The organism is Vibrio gallaecicus (assembly GCF_024347495.1).
Lineage (GTDB): Bacteria > Pseudomonadota > Gammaproteobacteria > Enterobacterales > Vibrionaceae > Vibrio > Vibrio gallaecicus.
The window spans coordinates 3,259,658-3,282,662 of the sequence record NZ_AP025490.1; the positions used below are offsets into that span (position 1 = coordinate 3,259,658).

The 23,005-nt window shown below is 43.4% G+C and carries 21 protein-coding genes; 6 read left to right on the forward strand and 15 right to left on the reverse strand.

The annotated features are described in order from the left end of the window. Window positions 1-40: 40 nt before the first annotated feature. On the reverse strand, window positions 41-1,564 hold the full coding sequence (locus tag OCU78_RS14395) for a YifB family Mg chelatase-like AAA ATPase (RefSeq protein ID WP_137375407.1): 1,524 nt from the start codon (window positions 1,562-1,564) through the stop codon (window positions 41-43). Between the two features lie 469 nt (window positions 1,565-2,033). Here OCU78_RS14395 and ilvG point away from each other — a divergent pair, with 469 nt between their 5' ends. From ilvG to ilvA, 5 genes are read left to right on the forward strand one after another with little or no spacing between them, the layout of a single operon-like run. Continuing rightward, on the forward strand, window positions 2,034-3,680 hold the full coding sequence (gene ilvG, locus OCU78_RS14400) for an acetolactate synthase 2 catalytic subunit (RefSeq protein ID WP_137375408.1): 1,647 nt from the start codon (window positions 2,034-2,036) through the stop codon (window positions 3,678-3,680). A 1-nt stretch (window position 3,681) separates the two neighbouring features. Then, window positions 3,682-3,966, forward strand: a complete 285-nt coding sequence (ilvM, locus tag OCU78_RS14405) for an acetolactate synthase 2 small subunit (protein ID WP_137375409.1) — start codon at window positions 3,682-3,684, stop codon at window positions 3,964-3,966. An 11-nt stretch (window positions 3,967-3,977) separates the two neighbouring features. Next, window positions 3,978-4,946: a branched-chain amino acid transaminase gene (locus OCU78_RS14410; protein ID WP_137375410.1), complete on the forward strand. Its 969-nt coding sequence runs from the start codon at window positions 3,978-3,980 to the stop codon at window positions 4,944-4,946. A 19-nt stretch (window positions 4,947-4,965) separates the two neighbouring features. Continuing rightward, window positions 4,966-6,807, forward strand: a complete 1,842-nt coding sequence (gene ilvD, locus OCU78_RS14415) for a dihydroxy-acid dehydratase (RefSeq protein WP_137375411.1) — start codon at window positions 4,966-4,968, stop codon at window positions 6,805-6,807. Window positions 6,808-6,810: 3 nt separating this feature from the next. Continuing rightward, the gene (ilvA, locus tag OCU78_RS14420; protein ID WP_137375412.1) at window positions 6,811-8,358 is read left to right on the forward strand and encodes a threonine ammonia-lyase, biosynthetic; all 1,548 of its coding nucleotides are present in this window, start codon (window positions 6,811-6,813) and stop codon (window positions 8,356-8,358) included. A 110-nt stretch (window positions 8,359-8,468) separates the two neighbouring features. Here ilvA and punR read toward each other — a convergent pair whose 3' ends face one another. Continuing rightward, window positions 8,469-9,383, reverse strand: coding sequence for a DNA-binding transcriptional activator PunR (gene punR, locus OCU78_RS14425; protein WP_137375413.1), 915 nt, complete (start codon window positions 9,381-9,383; stop codon window positions 8,469-8,471). Window positions 9,384-9,543: 160 nt separating this feature from the next. Between punR and punC the strand changes: the two genes are divergently transcribed. Beyond that, window positions 9,544-10,755 (forward strand): purine nucleoside transporter PunC, encoded by a 1,212-nt coding sequence (gene punC / locus OCU78_RS14430; RefSeq protein WP_137375414.1) that lies wholly within the window; start codon window positions 9,544-9,546, stop codon window positions 10,753-10,755. A gap of 58 nt (window positions 10,756-10,813) precedes the next feature. On the opposite strand, the gene OCU78_RS14435 is transcribed toward punC, so the two are convergent. From OCU78_RS14435 to OCU78_RS14495, 13 genes are all read right to left on the reverse strand, one after another. After that, window positions 10,814-12,427: a diguanylate cyclase gene (locus OCU78_RS14435; RefSeq protein ID WP_137375457.1), complete on the reverse strand. Its 1,614-nt coding sequence runs from the start codon at window positions 12,425-12,427 to the stop codon at window positions 10,814-10,816. A 239-nt stretch (window positions 12,428-12,666) separates the two neighbouring features. Next, a complete protein-coding gene (gene glmU, locus OCU78_RS14440) occupies window positions 12,667-14,025 on the reverse strand; it encodes a bifunctional UDP-N-acetylglucosamine diphosphorylase/glucosamine-1-phosphate N-acetyltransferase GlmU (RefSeq protein WP_137375415.1) in 1,359 nt (452 codons plus the stop codon). 183 nt (window positions 14,026-14,208) lie between these two features. Beyond that, window positions 14,209-14,631, reverse strand: coding sequence for a F0F1 ATP synthase subunit epsilon (locus tag OCU78_RS14445; RefSeq protein ID WP_017107532.1), 423 nt, complete (start codon window positions 14,629-14,631; stop codon window positions 14,209-14,211). A gap of 18 nt (window positions 14,632-14,649) precedes the next feature. Continuing rightward, a complete protein-coding gene (gene atpD / locus OCU78_RS14450; RefSeq protein WP_137375416.1) occupies window positions 14,650-16,053 on the reverse strand; it encodes a F0F1 ATP synthase subunit beta in 1,404 nt (467 codons plus the stop codon). 34 nt (window positions 16,054-16,087) lie between these two features. Next, complete coding sequence (gene atpG, locus OCU78_RS14455) at window positions 16,088-16,954, reverse strand: F0F1 ATP synthase subunit gamma (RefSeq protein ID WP_009848120.1); 867 nt, start codon at window positions 16,952-16,954, stop codon at window positions 16,088-16,090. A gap of 48 nt (window positions 16,955-17,002) precedes the next feature. Then, window positions 17,003-18,544, reverse strand: coding sequence for a F0F1 ATP synthase subunit alpha (gene atpA, locus OCU78_RS14460; RefSeq protein ID WP_010433235.1), 1,542 nt, complete (start codon window positions 18,542-18,544; stop codon window positions 17,003-17,005). A gap of 13 nt (window positions 18,545-18,557) precedes the next feature. Then, window positions 18,558-19,091 (reverse strand): F0F1 ATP synthase subunit delta, encoded by a 534-nt coding sequence (atpH, locus tag OCU78_RS14465; protein WP_137375417.1) that lies wholly within the window; start codon window positions 19,089-19,091, stop codon window positions 18,558-18,560. A 15-nt stretch (window positions 19,092-19,106) separates the two neighbouring features. After that, window positions 19,107-19,577: a F0F1 ATP synthase subunit B gene (gene atpF, locus OCU78_RS14470; protein ID WP_137375418.1), complete on the reverse strand. Its 471-nt coding sequence runs from the start codon at window positions 19,575-19,577 to the stop codon at window positions 19,107-19,109. A 58-nt stretch (window positions 19,578-19,635) separates the two neighbouring features. Then, window positions 19,636-19,893, reverse strand: coding sequence for a F0F1 ATP synthase subunit C (atpE, locus tag OCU78_RS14475; RefSeq protein ID WP_004411110.1), 258 nt, complete (start codon window positions 19,891-19,893; stop codon window positions 19,636-19,638). A gap of 48 nt (window positions 19,894-19,941) precedes the next feature. Then, window positions 19,942-20,739: a F0F1 ATP synthase subunit A gene (atpB, locus tag OCU78_RS14480; protein WP_137375419.1), complete on the reverse strand. Its 798-nt coding sequence runs from the start codon at window positions 20,737-20,739 to the stop codon at window positions 19,942-19,944. An 8-nt stretch (window positions 20,740-20,747) separates the two neighbouring features. After that, window positions 20,748-21,137, reverse strand: coding sequence for a F0F1 ATP synthase subunit I (locus tag OCU78_RS14485; RefSeq protein WP_137375458.1), 390 nt, complete (start codon window positions 21,135-21,137; stop codon window positions 20,748-20,750). A gap of 189 nt (window positions 21,138-21,326) precedes the next feature. After that, on the reverse strand, window positions 21,327-22,208 hold the full coding sequence (locus OCU78_RS14490) for a ParB/RepB/Spo0J family partition protein (RefSeq protein WP_137375420.1): 882 nt from the start codon (window positions 22,206-22,208) through the stop codon (window positions 21,327-21,329). Window positions 22,209-22,231: 23 nt separating this feature from the next. After that, the gene (locus OCU78_RS14495) at window positions 22,232-23,005 is read right to left on the reverse strand and encodes a ParA family protein (RefSeq protein WP_137375421.1); all 774 of its coding nucleotides are present in this window, start codon (window positions 23,003-23,005) and stop codon (window positions 22,232-22,234) included.

Genomic DNA, 23,005 nt, shown 5'->3' on the forward strand with positions numbered 1-23,005 from the left:
CGATTAAAGCCTAGCTCTACCAGGCTTTAATCGCTCTTTATCAAACAGACTGCGCCGTTAACTGTTTCAATAATCTATCCATAGCGCGGTATCCCAACGCTTCAGCTAAATGTTTCTTTTCAATATCAATACACCCTTCCAAATCAGCAATGGTTCTCGCCACTTTGATGATTCGATGATATGCCCGAATAGATAAACCTAAACGATGCAAAGCACTTTCTAGAAACTCAGCATCACAGAGCTGTAAGGGACAATATTTATCAATTTCACGGCTACCCAGTAATGCATTAGACTTATTACTGCGCTTCATCATTAATTCTCTTGCTAACGCCACTCTTTTTCTCACAACCTCTGTGGTTTCACCTCTATCTCCACCTTCCGCGAGCATTCCTTTAGGCAGCAATGGAATTTCTAATGACATATCAAAACGATCCAACAATGGTCCTGACAGTTTATTCAAATAGCGTAAAATGATCTGCGGATTTGCTCTGGTTTGATTCCCCTCATAGTATCCAGTAGGGCTGGGGTTTAATGCGCCTACCAATTGAAACCGAGCAGGGAATCGAGTCTTACCTGCCGCTCTCGAAATAATAATTTCACCAGACTCTAATGGCTCTCTTAAAGAGTCGAGAACTTTCCTGTCAAATTCAGGCATCTCATCTAAAAATAACAACCCATTATGAGCCAAAGATATTTCACCAGGTCTTGGGATAGAACCGCCTCCTACCAAGGCAGCCATAGAACTAGAGTGGTGCGGAGATCGAAATGGTCGTTTTTTCCAATTATGCTGATTAATTTCTTGCTGAGTTAATGAAGCAACAGAAGCAGTTTCTAGCGCTTCTTGATCATTCATTTGAGGTAATAAGTCACATAGCCGGGAAGCAAGCATGGTTTTGCCTGTACCGGGAGGACCAAGAAAAAGTAAATTATGATTACCTGCTGCCGCAATTTCTAAGGCGCGCTTTCCTTGCTGCTGACCGATAATATCTTGCAAGTCTCGTGAAGATATATCATCTAACATCATTTGAGCGGTTTGATGCAAACCTAAAGCTTGTTGACCACATATATCAGCACAAACTTCCAATAAACTTTGTGCAGACTTGTGCTGCCCTTTACCAACTAAGGCGGCTTGATCGCCATTGGCATGAGGAACGACTAAGACACGTTGAACTTTATCCGCCGCCAAAGTAGCAGGAAGGACGCCTTTAACGGGTCTTAATTCCCCTGATAACGCAAGTTCTCCAATAAACTCTGAATCTGCTAAAGTCGAATGGGGCAGCTGATCAGAAGCAACCAAAATCCCTAATGCGATAGGTAAATCAAACCGTCCGCCTTCTTTCGGTAAATCGGCAGGAGCGAGGTTAACAGTGATCCGCTTAGCCGGAAACTCAAAGCGCGAGTTTATGATTGCACTTCTTACTCTGTCTTTAGCCTCTCGAACGGTAGTTTCAGGCAGACCGACCAAAGTAAAACCTGGCATACCATTGCTAATATGCACCTCAACCGTCACTTCTGGTGCTTCCACCCCAACACTTGCTCGACTATGAATTATCGCGAGACCCATACAATTCCTTTGTTATTGATTTAAAAGTATTCACTCTGATATTCATTGATGATCAAAGCTATAGAGATGTTATATAGCGTGGTGGAATGCTGTGTTCATGTGAAAAAAGAATGACATTTTGCTTGTCATACAGCAGATTTGTGTGATAACACTAGAGATGTAGACCTTCACATAAGACAATAAAAGATAGAACAAACAATTTATGACATTTAACGCTCGCATTTACGCACTGATTAACCTGGTCATCGTAGTCATTATTAAGACTACGCGGGGGCGAGTGGCTAGAAGGTAACCACAAATTTTAAAAACCCCCGCACTGAAAAGTCCGGGGGTTTTTTGTAATTTATATATTTGATTTTTTATTTTGAAGCATTTTCGGCTATGCCGTTAGACAGGAAGAATGGGAGCACAAGATGTGCAATGAAAAAGCAAAAAGTTACCAAAGCACAGGTAATTCGGAGGATTTACGATGAAAGGCGCAGAACTGGTCGTATCCGCATTAAAACAACAAGGAATTAAAACCGTTTTTGGCTATCCAGGTGGCGCAATTATGCCTATCTATGATGCTCTATACGACGGTGGAGTTGAGCATATTCTTTGCCGCCATGAACAAGGTGCCGCTATGGCTGCCATCGGCATGGCTCGGGCAACACAAGATGTAGCAGTATGCATGGCAACCTCTGGACCTGGTGCAACCAACCTAGTAACAGGTTTGGCTGATGCTTTCATGGACTCAATCCCTCTTGTTGCTATCACAGGTCAAGTCGCAAGTACTCACATTGGTACTGATGCATTCCAAGAAATGGATGTGATTGGTATGTCTTTGTCTTGTACCAAGCATAGCTACCTAGTCACTGACATTGAAGATTTAGCACCAACACTGGCAGAGGCTTTTGAAGTAGCCAAAGCGGGTCGTCCTGGTCCGGTCATTGTTGATATAGCAAAAGATGTTCAGCTTGCTCAAACTCCTGTAGAAGTTCTTCCTGAATTTACACCACCAGCGCTTCCAGTTGCCCCACAAGAAGCGATTGATGCCGCTCAACACCTTCTTTCTCAAGCCACTCGCCCTGTACTCTATGTCGGCGGTGGCGTTCAATTAGCGAAAGCCACTGAATCTGTTCGTGAATTTTTACGTTTAAACCCTATGCCAGCAGTCAGCACCTTGAAAGGCTTAGGCACGATTGAACGTGATGACCCTCATTACCTCGGAATGCTAGGCATGCACGGCACGAAAGCCGCAAACCTTGTTGTTCAAGAAAGTGACCTTTTGATTGTAGTTGGCGCTCGCTTTGATGACCGAGTAACCGGCAAGCTTGATACTTTTGCTCCCCTCGCAAAAGTTATCCATATCGATATTGATGCAGCTGAATTAGGTAAGCTTCGTCATGCTAATGCCCCTGTTCGAGGCGACATCAATAAAGTGCTACCTCAGCTAGAGCTGGCACAAGATATTTCGTCTTGGGTGCATCACTCTGAAGGCTTACGTAGCTCGTTCAAATGGCGCTACGATCACCCTGGCGACTTAATCTTTGCTCCTAAGTTACTAAAGCAGCTGTCTGACATGATGCCAGAAAGCTCAATAGTTTCGACGGATGTTGGTCAACACCAAATGTGGGCAGCTCAACATATTCAGCCTCGCGATCCTCAAAACTTTATCACCTCTGCAGGTTTAGGCACGATGGGCTTTGGTTTACCAGCTGCGATGGGCGCATCCGTTGGTCGTCCAGATGACCAATCAATCCTAATCTCAGGTGATGGTTCGTTCATGATGAACGTACAAGAACTTGGCACGCTGAAACGCCGCCAAATTCCTGTAAAAATGGTACTACTGAATAACTCACGTTTAGGCATGGTTCGCCAATGGCAATCACTGTTTTTTGATGGCCGCCACAGTGAGACAATTTTGGATGATAACCCTGACTTCGTCATGCTTGCGAAAGCATTTGATATCCCTGGGAAAACCATCACACGTAAAGAAGAAGTTGAGCCAGCATTGAAAGAAATGTTGGAAAGTAAAACTGCCTACTTACTTCATGTATTGATCGATGAAGAAGAAAACGTATGGCCTCTTGTACCGCCAGGTGCATCGAACAGTGATATGTTGGAGAACACATAACATGGAAAGATATTTATTAGATATTAAGGCTGATGATAAGCCAGTACTGTTGGAACGTGTTCTTCGAGTTATTCGTCACCGTGGCTTTATTGTTAAGCAAGTAGCAGGAACACAAAACCATGAAAGCAAAGTCGCGAGCGTTGAAATTATTGTCGACAGTGACCGCCCGATTTCTTTCTTAGTTAATCAAATTGAAAAGCTATGGGACGTGCGTACCGTTGATGTCATTACCATTAGCCGTAATGAGCTACCAAACAACAACCTCCAACAAAAAATTAGTGCATAAGGAAAGCAAGCATGACAGCTAAAACAGCAGATTTTATTTGGTTTAATGGTGAATTGGTTCCATGGGCTGAAGCGAACGTTCACGTTTTGACTCACGCTATGCACTACGGTACGTCAGTATTTGAAGGTGTTCGTTGTTACAACACACCAAAAGGTCCGGTTATTTTCCGTCACCCTGAACACGCACGCCGCCTAAAAGATTCAGCAAAAATTTATCGCTTCCCTATTCCATACACGGAAGAAGAAATCATGGAAGCAACGCGTGAAACATTACGCCAGAACAAACTTAAGTCTGCGTATATCCGCCCTCTAGGCTTTGTTGGTAATGTTGGGTTGGGTGTTTGCCCTCCTGAAAACACTGAAATGGATCTAATCATCGCCGCTTTCCCTTGGGGTTCTTACCTTGGTGAAGAAGCTTTAGAGAACGGTGTTGATGCCATGATTTCAAGTTGGAATCGCGCCGCTCCAAATACTATCCCTACAGCGGCTAAAGCTGGTGGTAACTACCTTTCTTCATTGCTAGTTGGTGGTGAAGCTCGTCGTCATGGTTACGATGAAGGTATTGCGCTAAGCGTTGATGGCTACCTTTCTGAAGGTGCTGGCGAAAACATCTTTGTGATTCGTAACGGCGTACTTTCAACGCCACCAGCAACCAGTGCCATTCTTCCTGGTATCACTCGCGATACCATCATGACGCTTGCAAAAGACATGGGTTATGAGGTTCGTGAAGAAAACATTGCTCGAGAAGCATTATACCTTGCAGACGAAGTATTTATGACTGGCACAGCGGCTGAAATTGTACCAGTACGCAGCGTAGATAAAATTACGGTAGGCGAAGGAAAACGAGGTCCTATTACAACTAAAGTTCAAGCGGCTTACTTTGGTTTGTTTAATGGTACAACGGAAGATAAATGGGGCTGGTTAGATTATGTTTATCCAGAAAACCAAGCTAAAGACACTCAACAGCCAGCAGCCAAGTAATTTATAAGGATTTAATGCAATGCCTATCTATCGTTCAGCAACAACTACTCACGGACGCAACATGGCTGGTGCGCGCGCTTTATGGCGTGCAACTGGCGTAAAAGATGATGATTTCGGTAAGCCAATCATTGCCGTTGTAAACTCGTTCACACAGTTTGTACCTGGTCACGTTCACCTTAAAGATATGGGTCAACTGGTTGCGGGTGAAATCGAAAAAGCAGGCGGTATCGCCAAAGAATTCAATACCATCGCAGTGGATGATGGTATCGCAATGGGTCACGGCGGCATGCTGTACTCACTGCCGTCACGCGAACTTATCGCAGACTCAGTTGAATACATGGTTAATGCGCACTGTGCGGATGCCATGGTTTGTATTTCAAACTGTGACAAAATCACTCCGGGAATGATGATGGCTGCAATGCGCCTTAATATCCCAGTGATCTTTGTTTCAGGTGGTCCAATGGAAGCGGGTAAAACTAAGCTTTCTGATCAAATAATTAAACTCGATCTTGTTGATGCAATGATCCAAGGTGCCGATCCTACAATTTCAGATGAGCAAAGTGAGCAAGTTGAGCGTTCTGCATGTCCAACTTGTGGTTCATGTTCTGGCATGTTTACTGCGAACTCAATGAACTGCTTAACTGAAGCTCTTGGTCTATCTCAACCAGGTAATGGTTCTATGTTAGCAACGCACGCAGACCGCGAAGAGTTGTTTATCAATGCGGGTAAACGCATTGTTGATCTAACGAAACGTTACTACGAGCAAGATGACGAATCAGCACTTCCACGTAACATCGCTAATCGCGCGGCATTTGATAATGCAATGGCGCTTGATATTGCAATGGGTGGTTCAAGTAACACCGTACTTCACCTATTAGCGGCTGCTCAAGAAGGTGAGATTGACTTTGACATGAGCGATATCGATGAGATGTCACGCCGTGTTCCACACCTGTGTAAAGTTGCTCCTTCAACACCTAAATACCACATGGAAGATGTTCACCGTGCTGGTGGTGTAATGGCGATCCTTGGTGAGCTTGACCGTGCAGGTCTTCTTAATAACCAAACTCGTACTGTACTTGGCTTAAGCATGCAAGAACAGTTGGCTCAATATGACATCATGCAAACAGAAGATGAAGCTGTGCTTAAGTTCTTCCGTGCAGGTCCTGCTGGTATTCGTACAACCAAAGCATTCTCACAGGATTGCCGCTGGGATCGTCTTGATGACGACCGTAAAGAAGGTTGTATCCGTACTAAAGAAAACGCATTCAGCCAAGAAGGTGGTCTAGCTGTTCTTTCGGGCAACATCGCTGTTGATGGATGTATCGTAAAGACTGCTGGTGTTGATGAAGAAAACCTTAAGTTCCAAGGTCCTGCGGTTGTTTTTGAAAGCCAAGATACCGCTGTAGATGGGATCTTAGCTGGCAAAGTGAAAGCCGGCGAAGTCGTTGTCATTCGTTATGAAGGTCCTAAGGGTGGTCCGGGCATGCAAGAGATGCTTTACCCTACGACTTACCTGAAATCGATGGGACTTGGTAAATCTTGTGCGCTTCTAACAGACGGTCGTTTCTCTGGTGGTACATCTGGTCTATCGATTGGTCACGCCTCTCCTGAAGCGGCAAGTGGCGGTGTGATTGGTCTAGTTAACACTGGCGACATCATCACTATCGATATCCCAAACCGTTCAATCACCCTAGATATTTCTGACGATGAGCTAGCAGCACGTCGTGCAAAACAAGATGAACTAGGTTGGAAGCCAGTTAACCGTCAACGTGAAGTGTCATTTGCACTAAAAGCTTATGCAAGCATGGCAACCAGTGCAGATAAAGGCGCGGTACGTGATAAGTCCAAATTAGAGGGCTAGCCAATGACCGACGCTTTCCCTAAAAAGGAGCTCAAACAAACTGGTGCAGATTATCTGCGCCAGATCTTACGCGCTCCTGTCTATGAAGCAGCTATCGTGACACCTCTTCAAGAGATGCCACGTTTAGCGGCTCGTATAGGTAACCAAGTCCAGATAAAGCGTGAAGATCGCCAGCCTGTGCACTCGTTTAAATTACGTGGCGCTTACAACATGGTTTCGAGCTTATCTGATGAGCAAAAATCGGCTGGCGTGATTGCAGCATCAGCAGGCAATCATGCTCAAGGTATGGCGTTATCCGGCACAAAACTGGGGATTCAAACCACGATTGTAATGCCGAAAACGACGCCAGATATCAAAGTGGATGCGGTTCGCAGCTTTGGTGGTAATGTCGTTTTACACGGCAATAACTTTGATGAAGCAAAAGCCGAAGCTGAACGTTTATCTGAATTGCATGGCTACACGTTTGTTCCTCCTTTCGATCACCCTCTAGTGATCGCAGGGCAAGGTACAATCGGTATGGAGATGCTTCAACAAAATGGGCACCTGGATTACATTTTTGTGCCCGTTGGCGGTGGCGGTTTGGCGGCTGGGGTTGCTGTTCTTATTAAGCAATTAATGCCAGAAATTAAAGTCATTGCGGTTGAACCTGAAGACTCTTCATGCCTAAAAGCAGCATTAGATGCTGGTGAACCTGTCGTTTTAGACCAAGTCAGTATGTTTGCTGACGGTGTAGCGGTTAAGCGTATTGGTGAAGAGACATTCCGCCTTTGTCAGAAATACTTAGATGGACACATTGCGGTATCCAGCGATGAAATTTGTGCTGCCGTAAAAGATATCTTCGAAGACACTCGTGCCATCGCAGAACCTTCTGGTGCACTTGCTTTAGCTGGTTTGAAAAAATTTGCAGAGCAACATCAACTAAAAGACAAACAGCTTAGTACTGTATTGTCAGGCGCAAATACCAACTTTCATGGGTTGCGTTATGTTTCTGAACGTTGTGAGCTTGGTGAAAAACGTGAAGGTTTACTGGCAGTGACTATTCCAGAGCGCCAAGGGGCATTCTTAGAGTTCTGCAATATCATTGGTGGGCGAGCTGTCACTGAGTTTAACTATCGCTATAACGATGACAGCCTAGCGAATATTTTTGTCGGTGTACGCTTACAAGGCGGGCAAGAAGAGCTAGATGGTATCATTACCGATCTTCGCGATGGTGGATACCCAGTTGTTGATTTGTCTGATGATGAAATGGCAAAACTGCACGTTCGTTACATGATTGGCGGCAAACCCTCGAAACCAATAAAAGAACGATTATACAGTTTTGAATTTCCTGAATACCCTGGAGCATTATTAAAATTCTTAGATACTCTAGGTACGCACTGGAATATTAGCCTTTTCAATTACCGTAACCATGGTGCTGACTATGGTCGAGTGCTGTGTGGTTTTGAGCTGAGTGATGATGATTTGATCACTTTTTCTAGCCACTTACGTGAGTTAGGCTACCAATGTAAAGACGAAACCGATAACCCTTCTTATCAGTTCTTCCTGTCATAATACTGGTCAATAAAATCTTTATAAGCATCCAAAAGAGCGAATTTATGTCGCTCTTTTTCTTTTTGTGTGCTCTTTCGTTTAACTGATTTTTATGGATAACGCTTCTTACTTCAAACAACCTTTCGGTGCTCTAACCAATCTTGATGAAGTTGCTCACTTGACCCTAAATAATTAACCATCCATTCAATAAGCTTATGATTATCATCTTTTTTCCACACTAAACAACATTGGCTTTGAGGGCTGTCTTCTGGGAGTATTTTCTCCACCAGCAAACCTTGTTGAATGATAGGTGCCGCAATATGTCTTGGCATATAACCCACTCCGACACCATTCTTTAGGCACTCAATCGCGCTATACCAATTAGGCAATAGGAGCCTTCTTTGGGAAGCATAATGACCAGCATGACGTTTAGGCAATACGCTTGAGGTGTCATCTAAACAAATAGCTGGAAATTGACTCACAAATTCCTCAGTCAATTGCTGCTCTCGTACACAAGGGTGACTTGGTGACATAACAAATGCCCAATCTAAACGCCCCATATCTTTGACCTCAAAATCTCCACCAACAGGTACAGCAGATGTCGCTCCAATAACAATATCCGCCCTTCCTTGCGCTATAGCCTCCCAGGACCCGTTAAATACTTCCATGTTGATTTGTAGTTCAGCAAAATCAAATGTCTGATAAAACTCTTCTATCAGTGGTTTCATCTTATCGAGCTTAACCACATTATCTAGAGTCAGCCTTAGTGTCTTTTTCCATCCTTTAGCAGCACGCTTTGTTTGCGCCCTCACCTCTTCCATTTGCCTCAGTAAAGAACGAGCTTCTTCAATAAACAATTCACCGGCCGGTGTCAGTTCCACTTTCCTTGGTAAGCGTCGAAATAGAATCACATCGAGTTCTTGCTCAACTTGCCTGACACCATAACTGATCGCTGAGGGAACTTTATGCAATTGTTCAGCTGCCGCAGTGAAGCTACCCAGCCGAGCCACAGTATCGAGCATTTCTAGAGAGGATTTAGAAAACATAAGCCTTCAAATTTTTTGATTGATAACTACACATTTTAACGTTTTATTTTATTTAATGCTAAAAATAGAATACGAAACACAGAATACAAAGGGATTAATACCACTTTGTTTAAACAATAAATTTGATAACAAGCTAAGTTATCTAAGCTCATGGCACCTTATGAATATCTCCAAGTTTCAACTCGTTTATCTTGCTGCATTATCTATGCTCGGTTTTATCGCCACTGATATGTACCTTCCTGCTTTTAAAATCATGGAAATTGATTTTGCTACAGGCCCAGAACAAATTGCTCTTTCTTTAACAGTCTTTTTAGTCGGTATGGCTTTAGGTCAACTGCTTTGGGGACTTGCTAGCGATAAATATGGTCACAGGAATACACTTGCAGCCGGTTTAGCGCTATTCACTCTGGCATCATTTGGATTAGCGTTTAGTACTGAAGTCTGGCAACTCCTTGCATTACGCTTTGTACAAGCTATTGGAGTATGTGCTCCAGCGGTTATCTGGCAAGCGATGGTGATCAAGCGCTATTCAGCGTCTAGCAGCCAACAAATTTTTGCAACCATCATGCCCCTTGTGGCTTTATCTCCAGCTTTAGCACCTCAATTAGGTGTTGTGTTAGCCGATACTTTCGGATGGCATAGTATCTTCATTGTATTGACGCTAATGGGTGCTCTTCTAATCGCCACTACAATGGCTCAGCCCCAAGAGAAACCTGAAGTAAGAGAAACATCCGTTGGTAATGACATTAAGTCGCTTCTGAAGTCTAAATCTTACCTAGGCAATGTAATAATGTTTGCTTCTGCATCGGCTGCGTTCTTTGCGTACCTAACGGGAATGCCTGAAATTATGGCTAAGCTAGGGTATGAAGCAAAAGATATTGGTTTGAGCTTCATTCCACAGACGATTGCATTCATGGTAGGTGGCTACTTAGGTAAAGTTGGCGTTAAGAAGTTTGGTGACTCTCGCGTACTTAAACACTTAGTCGGGCTATTTAGCGTTTCAACACTGCTTATTTTTGTCGCTTCACAATGGGAATTAACTTCAATTTGGCCTTTGCTTGCTCCTTTCTGCTTAATCGCAGTGGCGAATGGTGCTCTTTACCCAATCGTTGTAAACCGAGCGCTATCTAGCGCAAAACAAAGCCCAGCAACGGCTGCAGGTCTTCAGAACAGTTTACAAATCTGTATCAGTAGCTTTGCAAGTGGCTTAGTTGCTGCAATGGCAAGCAGCGCATTACAGGTTACTGGTGTGACAATTGTGATTTGTTTAATGGGATTATGGATTGGCTACATTGTTGCAAACCGTGAATTATCACAGCACTTCACAACACCAGATAACTCTCGAGTTGTACTTGAAGAAAACCAAGACTAGAGCTTAAATAAACTCTATCGGAAATAAAAAGAGCGAGTATTACTCGCTCTTTTTATTTCTACTTAGAGTCCGACTCAATGACTTCTAAAGTTGGAGCTTTTTTCCGGCTATATTCATTATAATTAACCACTCGACTACGCCCCATATCTTTAGCTAGATAAAGCGCATTATCGGCCATCTTAACCAGAGACTCAGTATCAGAAGCTGGCTTCGGGTAGGTTGACACGCCAATCGACACACCCAACTGACCTAATGATAATCCCTTGTATTCTAAGTGCATTGAACGCACCGCATCACACAGCGTCTGACCAAATTCTGTCGCTTCTTGCATGGTGTAATGAGGAAGCAGCACAGCTAGCTCTTCTCCTCCAAGTCGACAAGCAATCTCATCTTCACTTACGCTCTGCTTAAGCAACGCACTGATTTCTTTCAATACGAAGTCACCAGCATCATGACCAAAGTTGTCATTAAAACGTTTGAAGTGATCCAAATCGAGCATCAACAACGACAATGGTTGTTCGCTGGTGGCAGAGTTCATCGAATGCTCTTCTAGTTTCTGCTCAAAGAAACGACGGTTGAACAAACCCGTTAATGGATCGCTTAGAGCTTGTGAACGTAGCTTCTCTTGGAGACTCAAGTTAGCCAATGCTAAACCTAGGTGCTCTGAAACACTGAAAGCCAGTTGCTCTATGATTGGGTCAATTTTTATATCACCGACACCGAAGTAAAGGTGCATGATACCGATGGTATTACCATGTGCAGTCAGCGGAATACAAAGGGTTTGGTTGTTATCCATCTCATGCATGTGACCACAAGTTAAAGAATGGAAATCATCATTCGATTGATGTGCTCGCCCCTTACGCAATGACCAACATTCTTCTGGTGCAAAGCTTGCGCTGCCCGGCCATGTTTCTCCCCAGTCCAATTGTGTTATTAGTTGGTTACGCGATGCTCGCATCAGAGAAACACTGCCGTTCACGTTACCAAGGATTCGAGGCAGGATATCAGAGACAATTTGCTGCGCTTCAACCATGTTATTACACGCCGCCAGCATATTCGCTAAGCGATGCATCAACTCGATCTCATGGGTTCGTTGACGAATACGCTCGTCTTGTTTTTTCTGTTCTTCTTCAACCTTATGAGTGATCTGGCGATTGCTCACATAAGATGTACCGATCAAGAAGCTTAAACTCAGTAGCACCATACCAATCAAAATTCCCATCAACTGGAAATTCATTTGCTTTAATTGATGCATAGGAGAAGAAATGACGATAACGAAATTCAGACCATTGATCGATTCTTGGCGGGAGTAATAAATTCGGTCTACAGATGTCACGGTGCTAAACCTAACATCACTACCAATACCGAGCTCTAAAGCTTGCTGGAACTCAGGGCGGTCGCTGTGGTTTTCTACGCTGGCGAGTGCGTGATCAGACAGATCGGTATCACCAACAACAACACCATCTGGATTAATAACTTGAATTCTCAAGCTGGTATTAGCCTGAGTTAAATCACCGATATAATCATCGACATCGAGATCTGTGGTAAATGAATGACTGTCTTCACGCATTTCATATACCACATCAGACATCAACGAAATAAGGTGGTTACGTTCGTTCTCTACAACTAACTTCTCTAATGTGATGTAAAAACCATATAAGCCCACCAGCATTGAAAAAGATAAAATAACGATTGGCAAAGTTTGCCATTTTTTGTCGACTAATCTCACTACGTAACCATTTTAACTTACAGAACATCGATCTGAATAATATCAATCTACCAACAAAATACAATTCCGAAGTTGATTATTTTCCTATCACAAATCGCCTACAAAAAAGCCAGCAACATAGTTACTGGCTCTTAATACACTCAATGACTAAAGTTTTAGCTCTAGCCAGATTTATGTTTAATCTATTTTTTAGTTGGACGTGCCCAATTTGCGATCTTGCGCTCTTTAGCACGACTAATAATAAGTTCATTTTCAGAAACATCACGAGTTACTGTCGAACCAGCACCAACGGTAGCACCATTACCTATCGTTACAGGCGCGATTAATTGGCTATCTGAACCAACGAATACGTCATCGCCAATGATAGTCTTAAACTTATTAGCACCATCGTAGTTACAAGTAATAGCACCTGCACCAACGTTCACACGCTGACCGATTTCAGCATCCCCAAGATAAGTTAAGTGGTTAGCTTTAGAACCTTCACCTAAGCAAGTATTCTTCACTTCAACAAAGTTACCCACATGAGAGTTATTACGCATGTCTGCACCAGGACGAAGGCGAGTAAATGGACCTACAGTACAATCCTCACCAACTGTCGCACCATCAATGATGCTGTAAGGGCGAACGATTGTGTTGTCATCAATTTCACAGTCTTTCAGTACGCAGCCAGTACCAATAACTACGTTATCGCCAATGCTAACAGTACCTTCAATAATAACATTCGTATCAATCTCGACATCCATACCACATTGTAATTCACCACGTAAATCAAAACGGCTTGGATCGCGTAGCATGACACCTTGCTTCAATAATTTATCTGCTTGCTCAGCTTGATAAGCACGCTCTAAGCGAGCCAGTTGAGAACGGTCATTAACGCCTTCAACTTCAATAGGGCTTACTGGGTGAACGGCTTCAACAGCACGACCTTCATCGTGAGCTGCTGCAATAACGTCAGTCAGGTAGTATTCACCTTGTGCGTTGTCATTGCTTAGGCCTGATAACCAACGCTTAAGATCGCCACCTGTTGCGACCATAACGCCAGTATTGATCTCTTTGATAAGCTTCTGCTCATCGGTTGCATCTTTCTGCTCAACGATTGCCACAACAGGGCCATTGCGACGAATGATACGACCGTAACCCATAGGGTTATCTAGAACGACAGTAAGTAGCGCGATACCACCGTTTGGTTGAGCGTCTAATAGGTTTTCAATGGTTTCTGGCGAGATCAGTGGAACATCACCGTATAGCACAAGTACTTTTTCATCATCAGCGAAATGTGCAGATGCCTGGTCGACCGCGTGGCCGGTACCTAGCTGTTCAGCTTGTAGAGCCCAATTAACCGATTCTTGTGCAAGTGTCGATTTCATTTGTTCACCACCATGGCCGTAAACAAGATGAATATTTTGAGCACCTAAACCATTACAAGTATCGATAACATGCTTCACCATCGGCTTACCTGCAAGCGTATGCAGAACCTTTGGTGTGTTTGAATACATGCGAGTGCCTTTTCCCGCTGCGAGAATTACCGCGCTAAACTTCATTGTAAACCTATCCAACATTATTTTTTATTAAGCCGATATTGTAACCGTTTTTGGAAAAAAAATTAAATCGCAATAACCATTTAACCGATATTGATATGGAAAAGGAACACTTTTGAGAATCCAAAAAGGCAAAAAGGCGACCCTTAGGTCGCCTTTATCTCAGAGTCTATAATCTTATAAAGATTAACGACGCTGTTTTGTCAGTTCGATAACTCGTAACTGAGCAATGGCTTTAGCCAGTTCACCGGCCGCTTGTGCGAAGTCTATGTCGCCATGCTGATTTTGGATATTCTCCACAGCCTTGCGTTTAGCTTCTTCCGCCTTTGCTGCGTCTAGTTCTTCACCACGGATAGCTGTATCAGCCAGTACAGTCGCTGTACCAGGTTGAACTTCTACCATACCACCAGAAACATAAATGATTTCTTCGTGGCCGTGCTGCTTAACAATACGCACCATACCAGGCTTGATAGCGGTCAGCAGTGGAGTGTGACCATGGAAAATACCAAGCTCACCCTCACTACCGGTCACCTGAAACGTTTCAACAAGACCAGAGAAAAGTTGTTTCTCGGCACTTACAACGTCTAGGTGAAAGGTTATTGCTGCCATATCGCCTCCTAGTTAGCCTTATAGCTTCTTAGCATTCTCGATAGCTTCGTCAATTGCACCACAGTACATGAACGCTTGCTCTGGAATGTCATCGTATTCACCAGATAGAAGACCTTGGAAGCCACGTAGAGTCTCTTTAAGAGGTACGTAAACGCCTGGGTCACCTGTAAATACTTCCGCTACGTGGTAAGGCTGAGTTAGGAACTTCTCAATCTTACGAGCACGAGATACAACTTGCTTATCTTCTTCAGATAGCTCGTCCATACCTAGGATAGCAATGATATCTTTCAGCTCTTTATAGCGCTGAAGAGTAGACTGAACGCCACGAGCGATGTCGTAGTGCTCTTGTCCAACTACCAATGGATCCAGTTGACGTGAAGTAGAATCTAGCGGGTCGATCGCTGGGTATAGACCCATAGATGCGATGTTACGGTTAAGTACAACCGTTGCATCCAAGTGAGCGAACGTTGTTGCTGGAGACGGGTCAGTCAAGTCATCCGCAGGTACGTATACCGCCTGTACAGACGTGATAGAACCAGCTTTAGTTGACGTGATACGCTCTTGTAGAACACCCATTTCTTCAGCTAGTGTAGGTTGGTAACCTACCGCAGAAGGCATACGACCTAGAAGTGCTGAGACTTCAGTACCTGCTAGTGTGTAACGGTAGATGTTATCAACAAATAGTAGAACGTCACGACCTTCGTCACGGAAGCGCTCTGCCATTGTTAGACCAGTCAGTGCAACACGTAGACGGTTACCTGGTGGCTCGTTCATCTGACCGTAAACCATCGCTACTTTTGATTCTTCAGGGTTTTCAACGTTTACAACGCCAGCTTCCTGCATCTCAAAGTAGAAATCGTTACCTTCACGAGTACGCTCACCTACACCTGCAAATACAGATAGACCTGAGTGTTGAAGTGCGATGTTGTTGATAAGTTCCATCATGTTAACGGTCTTACCTACACCAGCACCACCGAATAGACCGATTTTACCACCCTTAGCGAATGGACAAATCAAGTCGATTACTTTAACACCAGTTTCTAGAAGAGCTGTCTCGTTAGACTGCTCTTCGTAGCTTGGAGCTTCACGGTGAATGGCGTAATGCTCTTCAGCACCAATCTCGCCACACTCATCAATCGCGTCACCTAGGACATTCATGATACGACCCAATGTCTTAGTACCTACTGGTACTGAAATTGGAGCGCCAGTATTTTCAACTGTCAAACCACGACGTAAACCATCAGAGCTACCCATTACGATTGCGCGAACTACGCCACCGCCAAGTTGTTGCTGAACTTCAAGAACTAAACGCTCTTTCACTTCATTAACATTCAGAGCATCGTATACACGAGGTACTTCGCCCTGTGGGAACTCTACGTCGACTACCGCACCGATGATCTGTACGATCTTACCTGTAGCCATCGTTAATCCTCTAACTATTTAGTTTTACCTAAGCTTAAACCGCAGCTGCGCCTGAAACGATCTCAGAAAGTTCTTGTGTAATCGCCGATTGACGGGCTTTGTTGTACACAAGTTCTAAGTCATCAATAATGTCACCAGCGTTATCTGTTGCTGATTTCATTGCAATCATTCGAGCCGCTTGCTCACAAGCAAGGTTCTCAACCACACCTTGGTACACTTGAGATTCGACATAGCGAACCAATAGTGCATCTAGGAGTGGTTTTGGCTCGGGCTCATAAATGTAGTCCCAAGAATGACTGCGTTTCATTTCTTCGCTGTCTGATTTAGGCAAAGGAAGTAATTGATCGATCGTTGGTTCTTGAACCATAGTGTTTTCAAACTTGTTGAACACTACAAACAGGCGATCTAATTCGCCTTCATCATATTTCTTCAGCATAACGCTTACAGAGCCAATCAAGTCTTCAAGGCTTGGACGATCGCCCAGACCAGAAACTTGAGCTGCTACTTTCGCGCCGCTGTTATTGAAAAATGCTGTTGCTTTAGAGCCTACAATTGCAAGCTCAACATCAGCACCTTTCTCAGACCAATCTTTCATGTCATTCATAGCTTTTTTGAACAAGTTAATGTTCAAACCACCACAAAGACCACGGTCTGTAGAAACGATGATGTAACCAACACGTTTGGCTTCACGTTCCTCAAGATAAGGATGCTTATACTCGAGGCTACCATTAGCCAAATGACCGATCACTTTACGCATTGTTTCTGCATATGGACGAGTAGCTTCCATTGCGTCTTGAGAACGACGCATTTTTGAAGCTGCTACCATTTCCATTGCTTTCGTAATCTTCTGTGTGCTTTTAACACTACCGATTTTATTACGTATCTCTTTTGCGCCGGCCATCGTTACTCTCCGTTAATGGTATGAGGTGGCCCTAAGACCACCTACCAATTACCAGGTCTGGGTTGCTTTGAAATCGTCAACAAGCTTCTTCAGCTCAGCTTCGATTTCTTTATTGAAAGCACCCGTTGTGTCGATCTGTGTTGCTAGATCGGCATATTGACCACGAGCAAACGACAGTAAAGCAGCTTCAAAGTCTAGAACTTTAGAAAGTTCAACATCTTGAAGGTATCCACGCTCTGCAGCGAAGATTACTAGAGCTTGGTCAAATACAGACATAGGAGCGTATTGCTTCTGCTTCATCAGTTCTGTAACTTTTTGACCGTGGTCTAGTTGCTTCTTAGTCGCTTCATCAAGATCCGAAGAGAACTGAGCAAATGCTGCAAGTTCACGGTATTGAGCTAGAGCAGTACGGATACCACCAGATAGCTTCTTGATGATTTTAGTCTGCGCCGAACCACCTACACGAGAAACTGAAATACCAGGGTCAACAGCTGGACGTACGCCCGCGTTGAATAGCTCAGTTTGTAGGAAGATCTGACCATCAGTAATCGAGATTACGTTCGTTGGTACGAATGCAGATACGTCACCAGCTTGCGTTTCAATGATAGGTAGAGCAGTTAAAGAACCAGTCTTGCCTGTCACTTCACCGTTAGTGAATTTTTCTACATATGCTTCGCTTACACGAGCAGCACGCTCTAGTAGACGAGAGTGAAGGTAGAAAACATCACCTGGGAACGCTTCACGACCTGGTGGACGCTTAAGTAGTAGCGAGATTTGACGGTAAGCGACAGCTTGCTTAGATAAATCATCATAAACAATCAGTGCATCTTCACCGCGATCACGGAAGTATTCGCCCATCGCACAACCAGCATATGGTGCAAGGTATTGCAGCGCTGCAGATTCAGAAGCAGATGCAACAACAACAACAGTGTTTGCTAGTGCGCCATGCTCTTCTAGTTTGCGAACTACGTTAGCAATAGTCGACGCTTTTTGGCCGATAGCTACGTAGATAGAGAAAATACCAGAATCTTTTTGGTTAATAATCGCATCGATCGCCATTGCTGTTTTACCAGTCTGACGGTCACCGATTACTAGTTCACGTTGACCACGACCGATAGGGATCATTGAGTCAACTGACTTGTAACCAGTTTGAACAGGTTGATCTACCGATTTACGGTCGATTACACCTGGTGCGATAATTTCTACAGGCGAAGTCAATTTAGCTTCGATTGGACCTTTACCATCAATTGGCTCACCTAGCGTGTTTACAACACGACCAAGCATTTCAGGACCTACTGGTACTTCAAGAATACGACCAGTACCTGTAACTTTCATGCCTTCCTGTAGGTCAGCATACGGGCCCATTACAACAGCACCAACCGAATCACGGTTCAAGTTTAGTGCTAGCGCGTAACGGCCACCCGGTAGTTCGATCATTTCACCTTGCATCACGTCCGCTAGGCCGTGGATGCTAAGGATGCCATCGCTTACAGAAACGATAGTACCTTCATTGCGAGCTTCACTAACAACGTCGAAAGATTCAATACGTTGTTTAATTAGATCGCTAATTTCAGTGGAATTAAGTTGCATGCTCCAATCCCCATTAAGACTGCAATGCATCGCTCAGGCGGTCTAAACGACTGCGCGCTGAGTTATCGATGACTAGGTCTCCGGCTCGAATAATAACTCCACTAAGTAGAGTCTCATCTATACTGCAATTCAGCTGAACTTTGCGCGCTAAGCGCTGTTCCAATTTGCTGCTGATCTCTGCGTGTTGCTCTTTTGAAAGTTCAACAGCTGAAGTAACTTCAACGTCGATTTCTTTCTCATGCTCTTGTTTAAGCAATAAGAACTGTTTACAAACATCAGGAAAAGCCATTAAACGGCCATTCTCTGCCATCACTTTAATCAAGTTCTGACCGAATTCATCAAATTGTTCGCCACAAATAACAATGAATACTTCCGCTAATTTTTCTGCAGTCATAGAACCGCTTAATAAATTATGAACATCATCATTTTGTGCCACTTCGGCAGCAAAAGTAAGCATTTGACCCCATTGGTCTAGCTCACCTTTCTCTACCGCAAAGTCAAAGGCTGCTTTAGCATAGGGGCGTGCGATTGTAGTCAAATCAGACATATACAGCCCCTTGCTTTAAAGTTTTGCAGTAATGTTGTTAAGAAGATCATCGTGTACATCTTTATCGATAGTACGTTCAAGGATTTTCTCAGCACCAGCTATAGCCAGAGTTGCGACTTGTTTGCGCAGGTCATCACGGGCACGTGTGCGCTCAGCTTCAAGTTCAGCTTCAGCTTGCGCTAAGATTTTCTGGCGTTCTGCCTGAGCTTCTTCGCGAGCTTCATCAATAATTTGAGCTTTACGTTTATTTGCCTGTTCAATAACCTCAGTTGCAGTGCGCTTCGCTTCCTTCATTTGCTCGGAAGCGTTGGCTTGTGCCAGGTTCAAGTCTTTCGCAGCGCGCTCAGCGGCTACAAGACCATCAGCAATTTTCTTCTGACGCTCTTCAATTGCTTGCATGATTGGTGGCCATACATATTTCATGCAGAACCAAACAAACAATGAAAAAGCAATTGCTTGACCTAACAGAGTTGCGTTCATATTCACAACAGCTACTCCTCGTTAAGAATCAACTACAAAAAATTAATTAACTATTAAGAGTTAATTAGCCTGCTAGTTGACCAACAAATGGGTTAGCAAACGTGAATAGTAGTGCGATTACGATACCGATCATTGGAACAGCATCCAGTAGACCAGCGATGATGAACATCTTAACTTGTAGCATTGGAGCCATTTCAGGTTGACGCGCAGCGCCTTCTAGGAATTTACCACCAAGAATAGCAAAACCAATTGCAGTACCTACGGCACAAAGACCAACAATGATAGCAACAGCGATTGCTGAAAAACTTAGTACAGTTTCCATTTACGTTCTCCGATTAACATTAATAGTTAGAATAAAGCTTAAAAATTTTTAGTGATCACTATCTTCATGGGCCATTGAGAGATAAACAATTGTCAACATCATGAAAACAAATGCTTGAATCAAAATAACCAAGATATGGAAGATAGCCCAAGGTAGTGCACCTACCCATTGTAAGTACCACGGTAGCATTGCCGCGATAAGAATAAACACCACCTCACCCGCAAACATATTACCAAATAAACGCATACCTAGAGATAGTGGTTTCGCTAATAACGAAATTACCTCAAGTACCAAGTTAAATGGAATCATGATTGGGTGATTAAATGGATGCAGTGCCAATTCTTTAGCAAACCCGCCTAAGCCTTTTACTTTGATGCTGTAGTAGATCATCAGAGCAAAAACACCCAAAGCCATTGCCATGGTTATATTTACATCAGCAGTAGGAACCACTTTAAGGTAAGGGATACCTAGCCAATGCTCTGCAGGATACGGTAAGAAATCGATAGGCACTAAGTCCATCAAGTTCATTATGATAATCCAGCAGAATATAGTCAGTGCTAGTGGAGCGATCAGAGGATTGCGACCATGGAAAGTTTCTTTAACGTTGTCACCAACGAATTCAACTACCATTTCAACAAAACACTGGAGCTTACCAGGAACACCTACTGTTGCTTTCTTCGCAACTGAACGAAAAACCCAAAGGAAAATCGCACCAGTTAGTACAGAAAAGAACAGGCTGTCTATATGTACGTTCCAGAAACTTGTTTCCTCTACAAGACCAAACTTAGCTAAAGAAAGGTTTTGTAAATGGTGTTCAATGTATCCGGATGCTGTTGGCGCAGCCATAACTCATCCTATTTTTTATTGTTAATGAAAAGCACTGGCGCAAAGATATTAATCCCGAGAGCCAGTAAATAGGTCAGTTTGAGGGGAACGAGTTCCACCTGCATATACATGTAGACAATAGAGAATAGTAAAACTGTGATTAAGATTTTTAATGCTTCACCTGCATAAAAGGACGCAGCAACTAACTTAGTCGCACGAGCTCCGCAAAATAGAAAAGCACAAACACAAAACACCACATTGGCAATGACAAAAATGCCGCCACCGATCAATGAGGCAAAACCCCAATCAGGATTAACCGTGATACCTAACCCTACTGCCACTAATATAACCGCGCTAAGCTCGATCAATAACATTTGCTTTGCAAGCACTCGTCCTGGTCTTGCTAACGCCGCTACCATGTATTCTTCCTCTTTTAAGCCCACTAACACTTGCTTAAAAGTGTGTAGAGAAATTGGCGAAAATTATACGGTCAGTCAGATTGAATGCAATTAAAATGCATTATTTTTTTACATTTTTGTATACAATCCGACAACTTTTAAACAAAAGACCGAGTTTATAACATAATTGACCTAAATCAATTATCTCACTTAGTGCTCTAGCTTGGCAATCAATTGCTCTAATTTGTGAGGCTCATCAAGAGTAATCGTAACCTTTGATTTCCCTAAGTTATTTCGAACAATTGAAACGTTTGCTTGCAATTTTTCAGCTAATCTATGCGAAATAGCTAGAGCTTCTTGGTCTTCAACCTTTGTTTTTTCTTCAACTTCTGGTTTTAGGCAGTTTTTAATAAGATTCTCTGTCTGGCGCACCGTCAATTTTTTATTTGCGACGGTGGTAGCAACCTCAACTTGTTGCTCACCATTGAGGGCTAATAATGCACGAGCATGCCCCATTTCCAGTTGCTTATTAGAAACTAAACCTTTTACTTCATTTTCGAGCTGATTTAGACGTAATAAGTTACTTACTGTAGCTCTAGATTTACCTATAACTTCGGCAACTTGCTGATGCGTCAATTTAAACTCATTTTGTAAGCGCTCTAATGCTTGCGCTTCTTCAATAACGTTTAAGTCTTCACGCTGAATATTCTCGATTAAAGCCATCGCGATTACAGCTTTATCTTGAACCTTTTTGATTAAGCAAGGCACCTGTTTTAAACCCGCTTGACGAGCAGCTCTCCAGCGGCGTTCACCAGCTATAATCTCAAAATGATCTTGAGAGATAGGACGAACGATAATTGGTTGAATAATACCTTGTGACTGAATCGAAGCCGCCAGCTCTTCTAGAGCTTCTGGAGCGATATCTTTGCGAGGCTGGTACACACCAGGCTTTAAACTAGTAACGGAAAGCTCAACCAGTTCACCATCTGCAGATAATGCTTGGCTATGCGATGCTACCTGCTGCTTTTCACGAGCTAATGAGCTAGTTGCAAGTAATGCATCTAGCCCTTTTCCTAAACCACGCTTAGACATAGAGCGAATTCCTTTGGTTGGGTTTAAACAGGAACTTCTTCACGACGCAGCATCTCACCAGCTAAAGCAAGGTATGCTTTAGCACCAGCAGAATACTTATCGTAATACATTGCTGGCTTGCCATGACTTGGAGCTTCAGCTAAACGTACATTCCTAGGGATAACAGTTCGATAAACTTTGCTACCGAAATGTTTCTTTAATTGATCGGATACTTCATTTGATAAGCGATTACGAGGATCATACATAGTTCGAAGTAAACCTTCGATTTTAAGGTTCTCGTTTACTACCGCTGCCAGCTTACTAATTGTATCCATCAAAGCTGTTAAACCCTCCAATGCAAAATACTCACATTGCATTGGAACCAACACAGAGTCAGCTGCAGCCATTGCATTGATTGTAAGGAGGTTTAAAGAAGGAGGGCAATCAATAAAGATGAAATCATAGTTATCGCGAACTGATGCAAGCGCATTTTTTAAACGCACTTCACGGGCAAACACTTCCATCAGCTTTATTTCGGCTGCGGTTACATCCCCATTAGCTGCAATTAAATCGTAGTTCCCAGATGGACTACGACACACCACTTCATCAAATGGGGTATCTTCGACTAACAAATCATAAGCTGTTGCTTCAACTTGATATTTATCGACTCCACTTGCCATAGTGGCATTACCTTGAGGATCGAGATCAACAACCAATACTTTACGCTTTGTTGCAGCCATTGATGCTGCCAAATTAACGCAAGTTGTTGTTTTCCCTACACCGCCCTTTTGATTGGCAACTGCTACAATTTTACCCAC

Excerpts from the sequence above, each read along its gene's own strand:
- ilvM (WP_137375409.1), top strand. The coding sequence starts at position 3,682 with ATGGAAAGATATTTATTAGATATTAAGGCTGATGATAAGCCAGTACTG.
- OCU78_RS14485 (WP_137375458.1), bottom strand. The coding sequence starts at position 21,137 with ATGGTAGCGGCGTTAGCAAGACCAGGACGAGTGCTTGCAAAGCAAATG.
- atpD (WP_137375416.1), bottom strand. The coding sequence starts at position 16,053 with ATGGCTACAGGTAAGATCGTACAGATCATCGGTGCGGTAGTCGACGTA.
- atpA (WP_010433235.1), bottom strand. The coding sequence starts at position 18,544 with ATGCAACTTAATTCCACTGAAATTAGCGATCTAATTAAACAACGTATT.
- ilvA (WP_137375412.1), top strand. The coding sequence starts at position 6,811 with ATGACCGACGCTTTCCCTAAAAAGGAGCTCAAACAAACTGGTGCAGAT.
- ilvG (WP_137375408.1), top strand. The coding sequence starts at position 2,034 with ATGAAAGGCGCAGAACTGGTCGTATCCGCATTAAAACAACAAGGAATT.
- OCU78_RS14410 (WP_137375410.1), top strand. The coding sequence starts at position 3,978 with ATGACAGCTAAAACAGCAGATTTTATTTGGTTTAATGGTGAATTGGTT.
- punR (WP_137375413.1), bottom strand. The coding sequence starts at position 9,383 with ATGTTTTCTAAATCCTCTCTAGAAATGCTCGATACTGTGGCTCGGCTG.
- OCU78_RS14435 (WP_137375457.1), bottom strand. The coding sequence starts at position 12,427 with ATGCTGGTGGGCTTATATGGTTTTTACATCACATTAGAGAAGTTAGTT.
- atpB (WP_137375419.1), bottom strand. The coding sequence starts at position 20,739 with ATGGCTGCGCCAACAGCATCCGGATACATTGAACACCATTTACAAAAC.
- glmU (WP_137375415.1), bottom strand. The coding sequence starts at position 14,025 with ATGAAGTTTAGCGCGGTAATTCTCGCAGCGGGAAAAGGCACTCGCATG.
- atpE (WP_004411110.1), bottom strand. The coding sequence starts at position 19,893 with ATGGAAACTGTACTAAGTTTTTCAGCAATCGCTGTTGCTATCATTGTT.
- ilvD (WP_137375411.1), top strand. The coding sequence starts at position 4,966 with ATGCCTATCTATCGTTCAGCAACAACTACTCACGGACGCAACATGGCT.
- OCU78_RS14395 (WP_137375407.1), bottom strand. The coding sequence starts at position 1,564 with ATGGGTCTCGCGATAATTCATAGTCGAGCAAGTGTTGGGGTGGAAGCA.
- punC (WP_137375414.1), top strand. The coding sequence starts at position 9,544 with ATGAATATCTCCAAGTTTCAACTCGTTTATCTTGCTGCATTATCTATG.
- atpG (WP_009848120.1), bottom strand. The coding sequence starts at position 16,954 with ATGGCCGGCGCAAAAGAGATACGTAATAAAATCGGTAGTGTTAAAAGC.
- OCU78_RS14490 (WP_137375420.1), bottom strand. The coding sequence starts at position 22,208 with ATGTCTAAGCGTGGTTTAGGAAAAGGGCTAGATGCATTACTTGCAACT.
- atpH (WP_137375417.1), bottom strand. The coding sequence starts at position 19,091 with ATGTCTGATTTGACTACAATCGCACGCCCCTATGCTAAAGCAGCCTTT.
- OCU78_RS14445 (WP_017107532.1), bottom strand. The coding sequence starts at position 14,631 with ATGGCAGCAATAACCTTTCACCTAGACGTTGTAAGTGCCGAGAAACAA.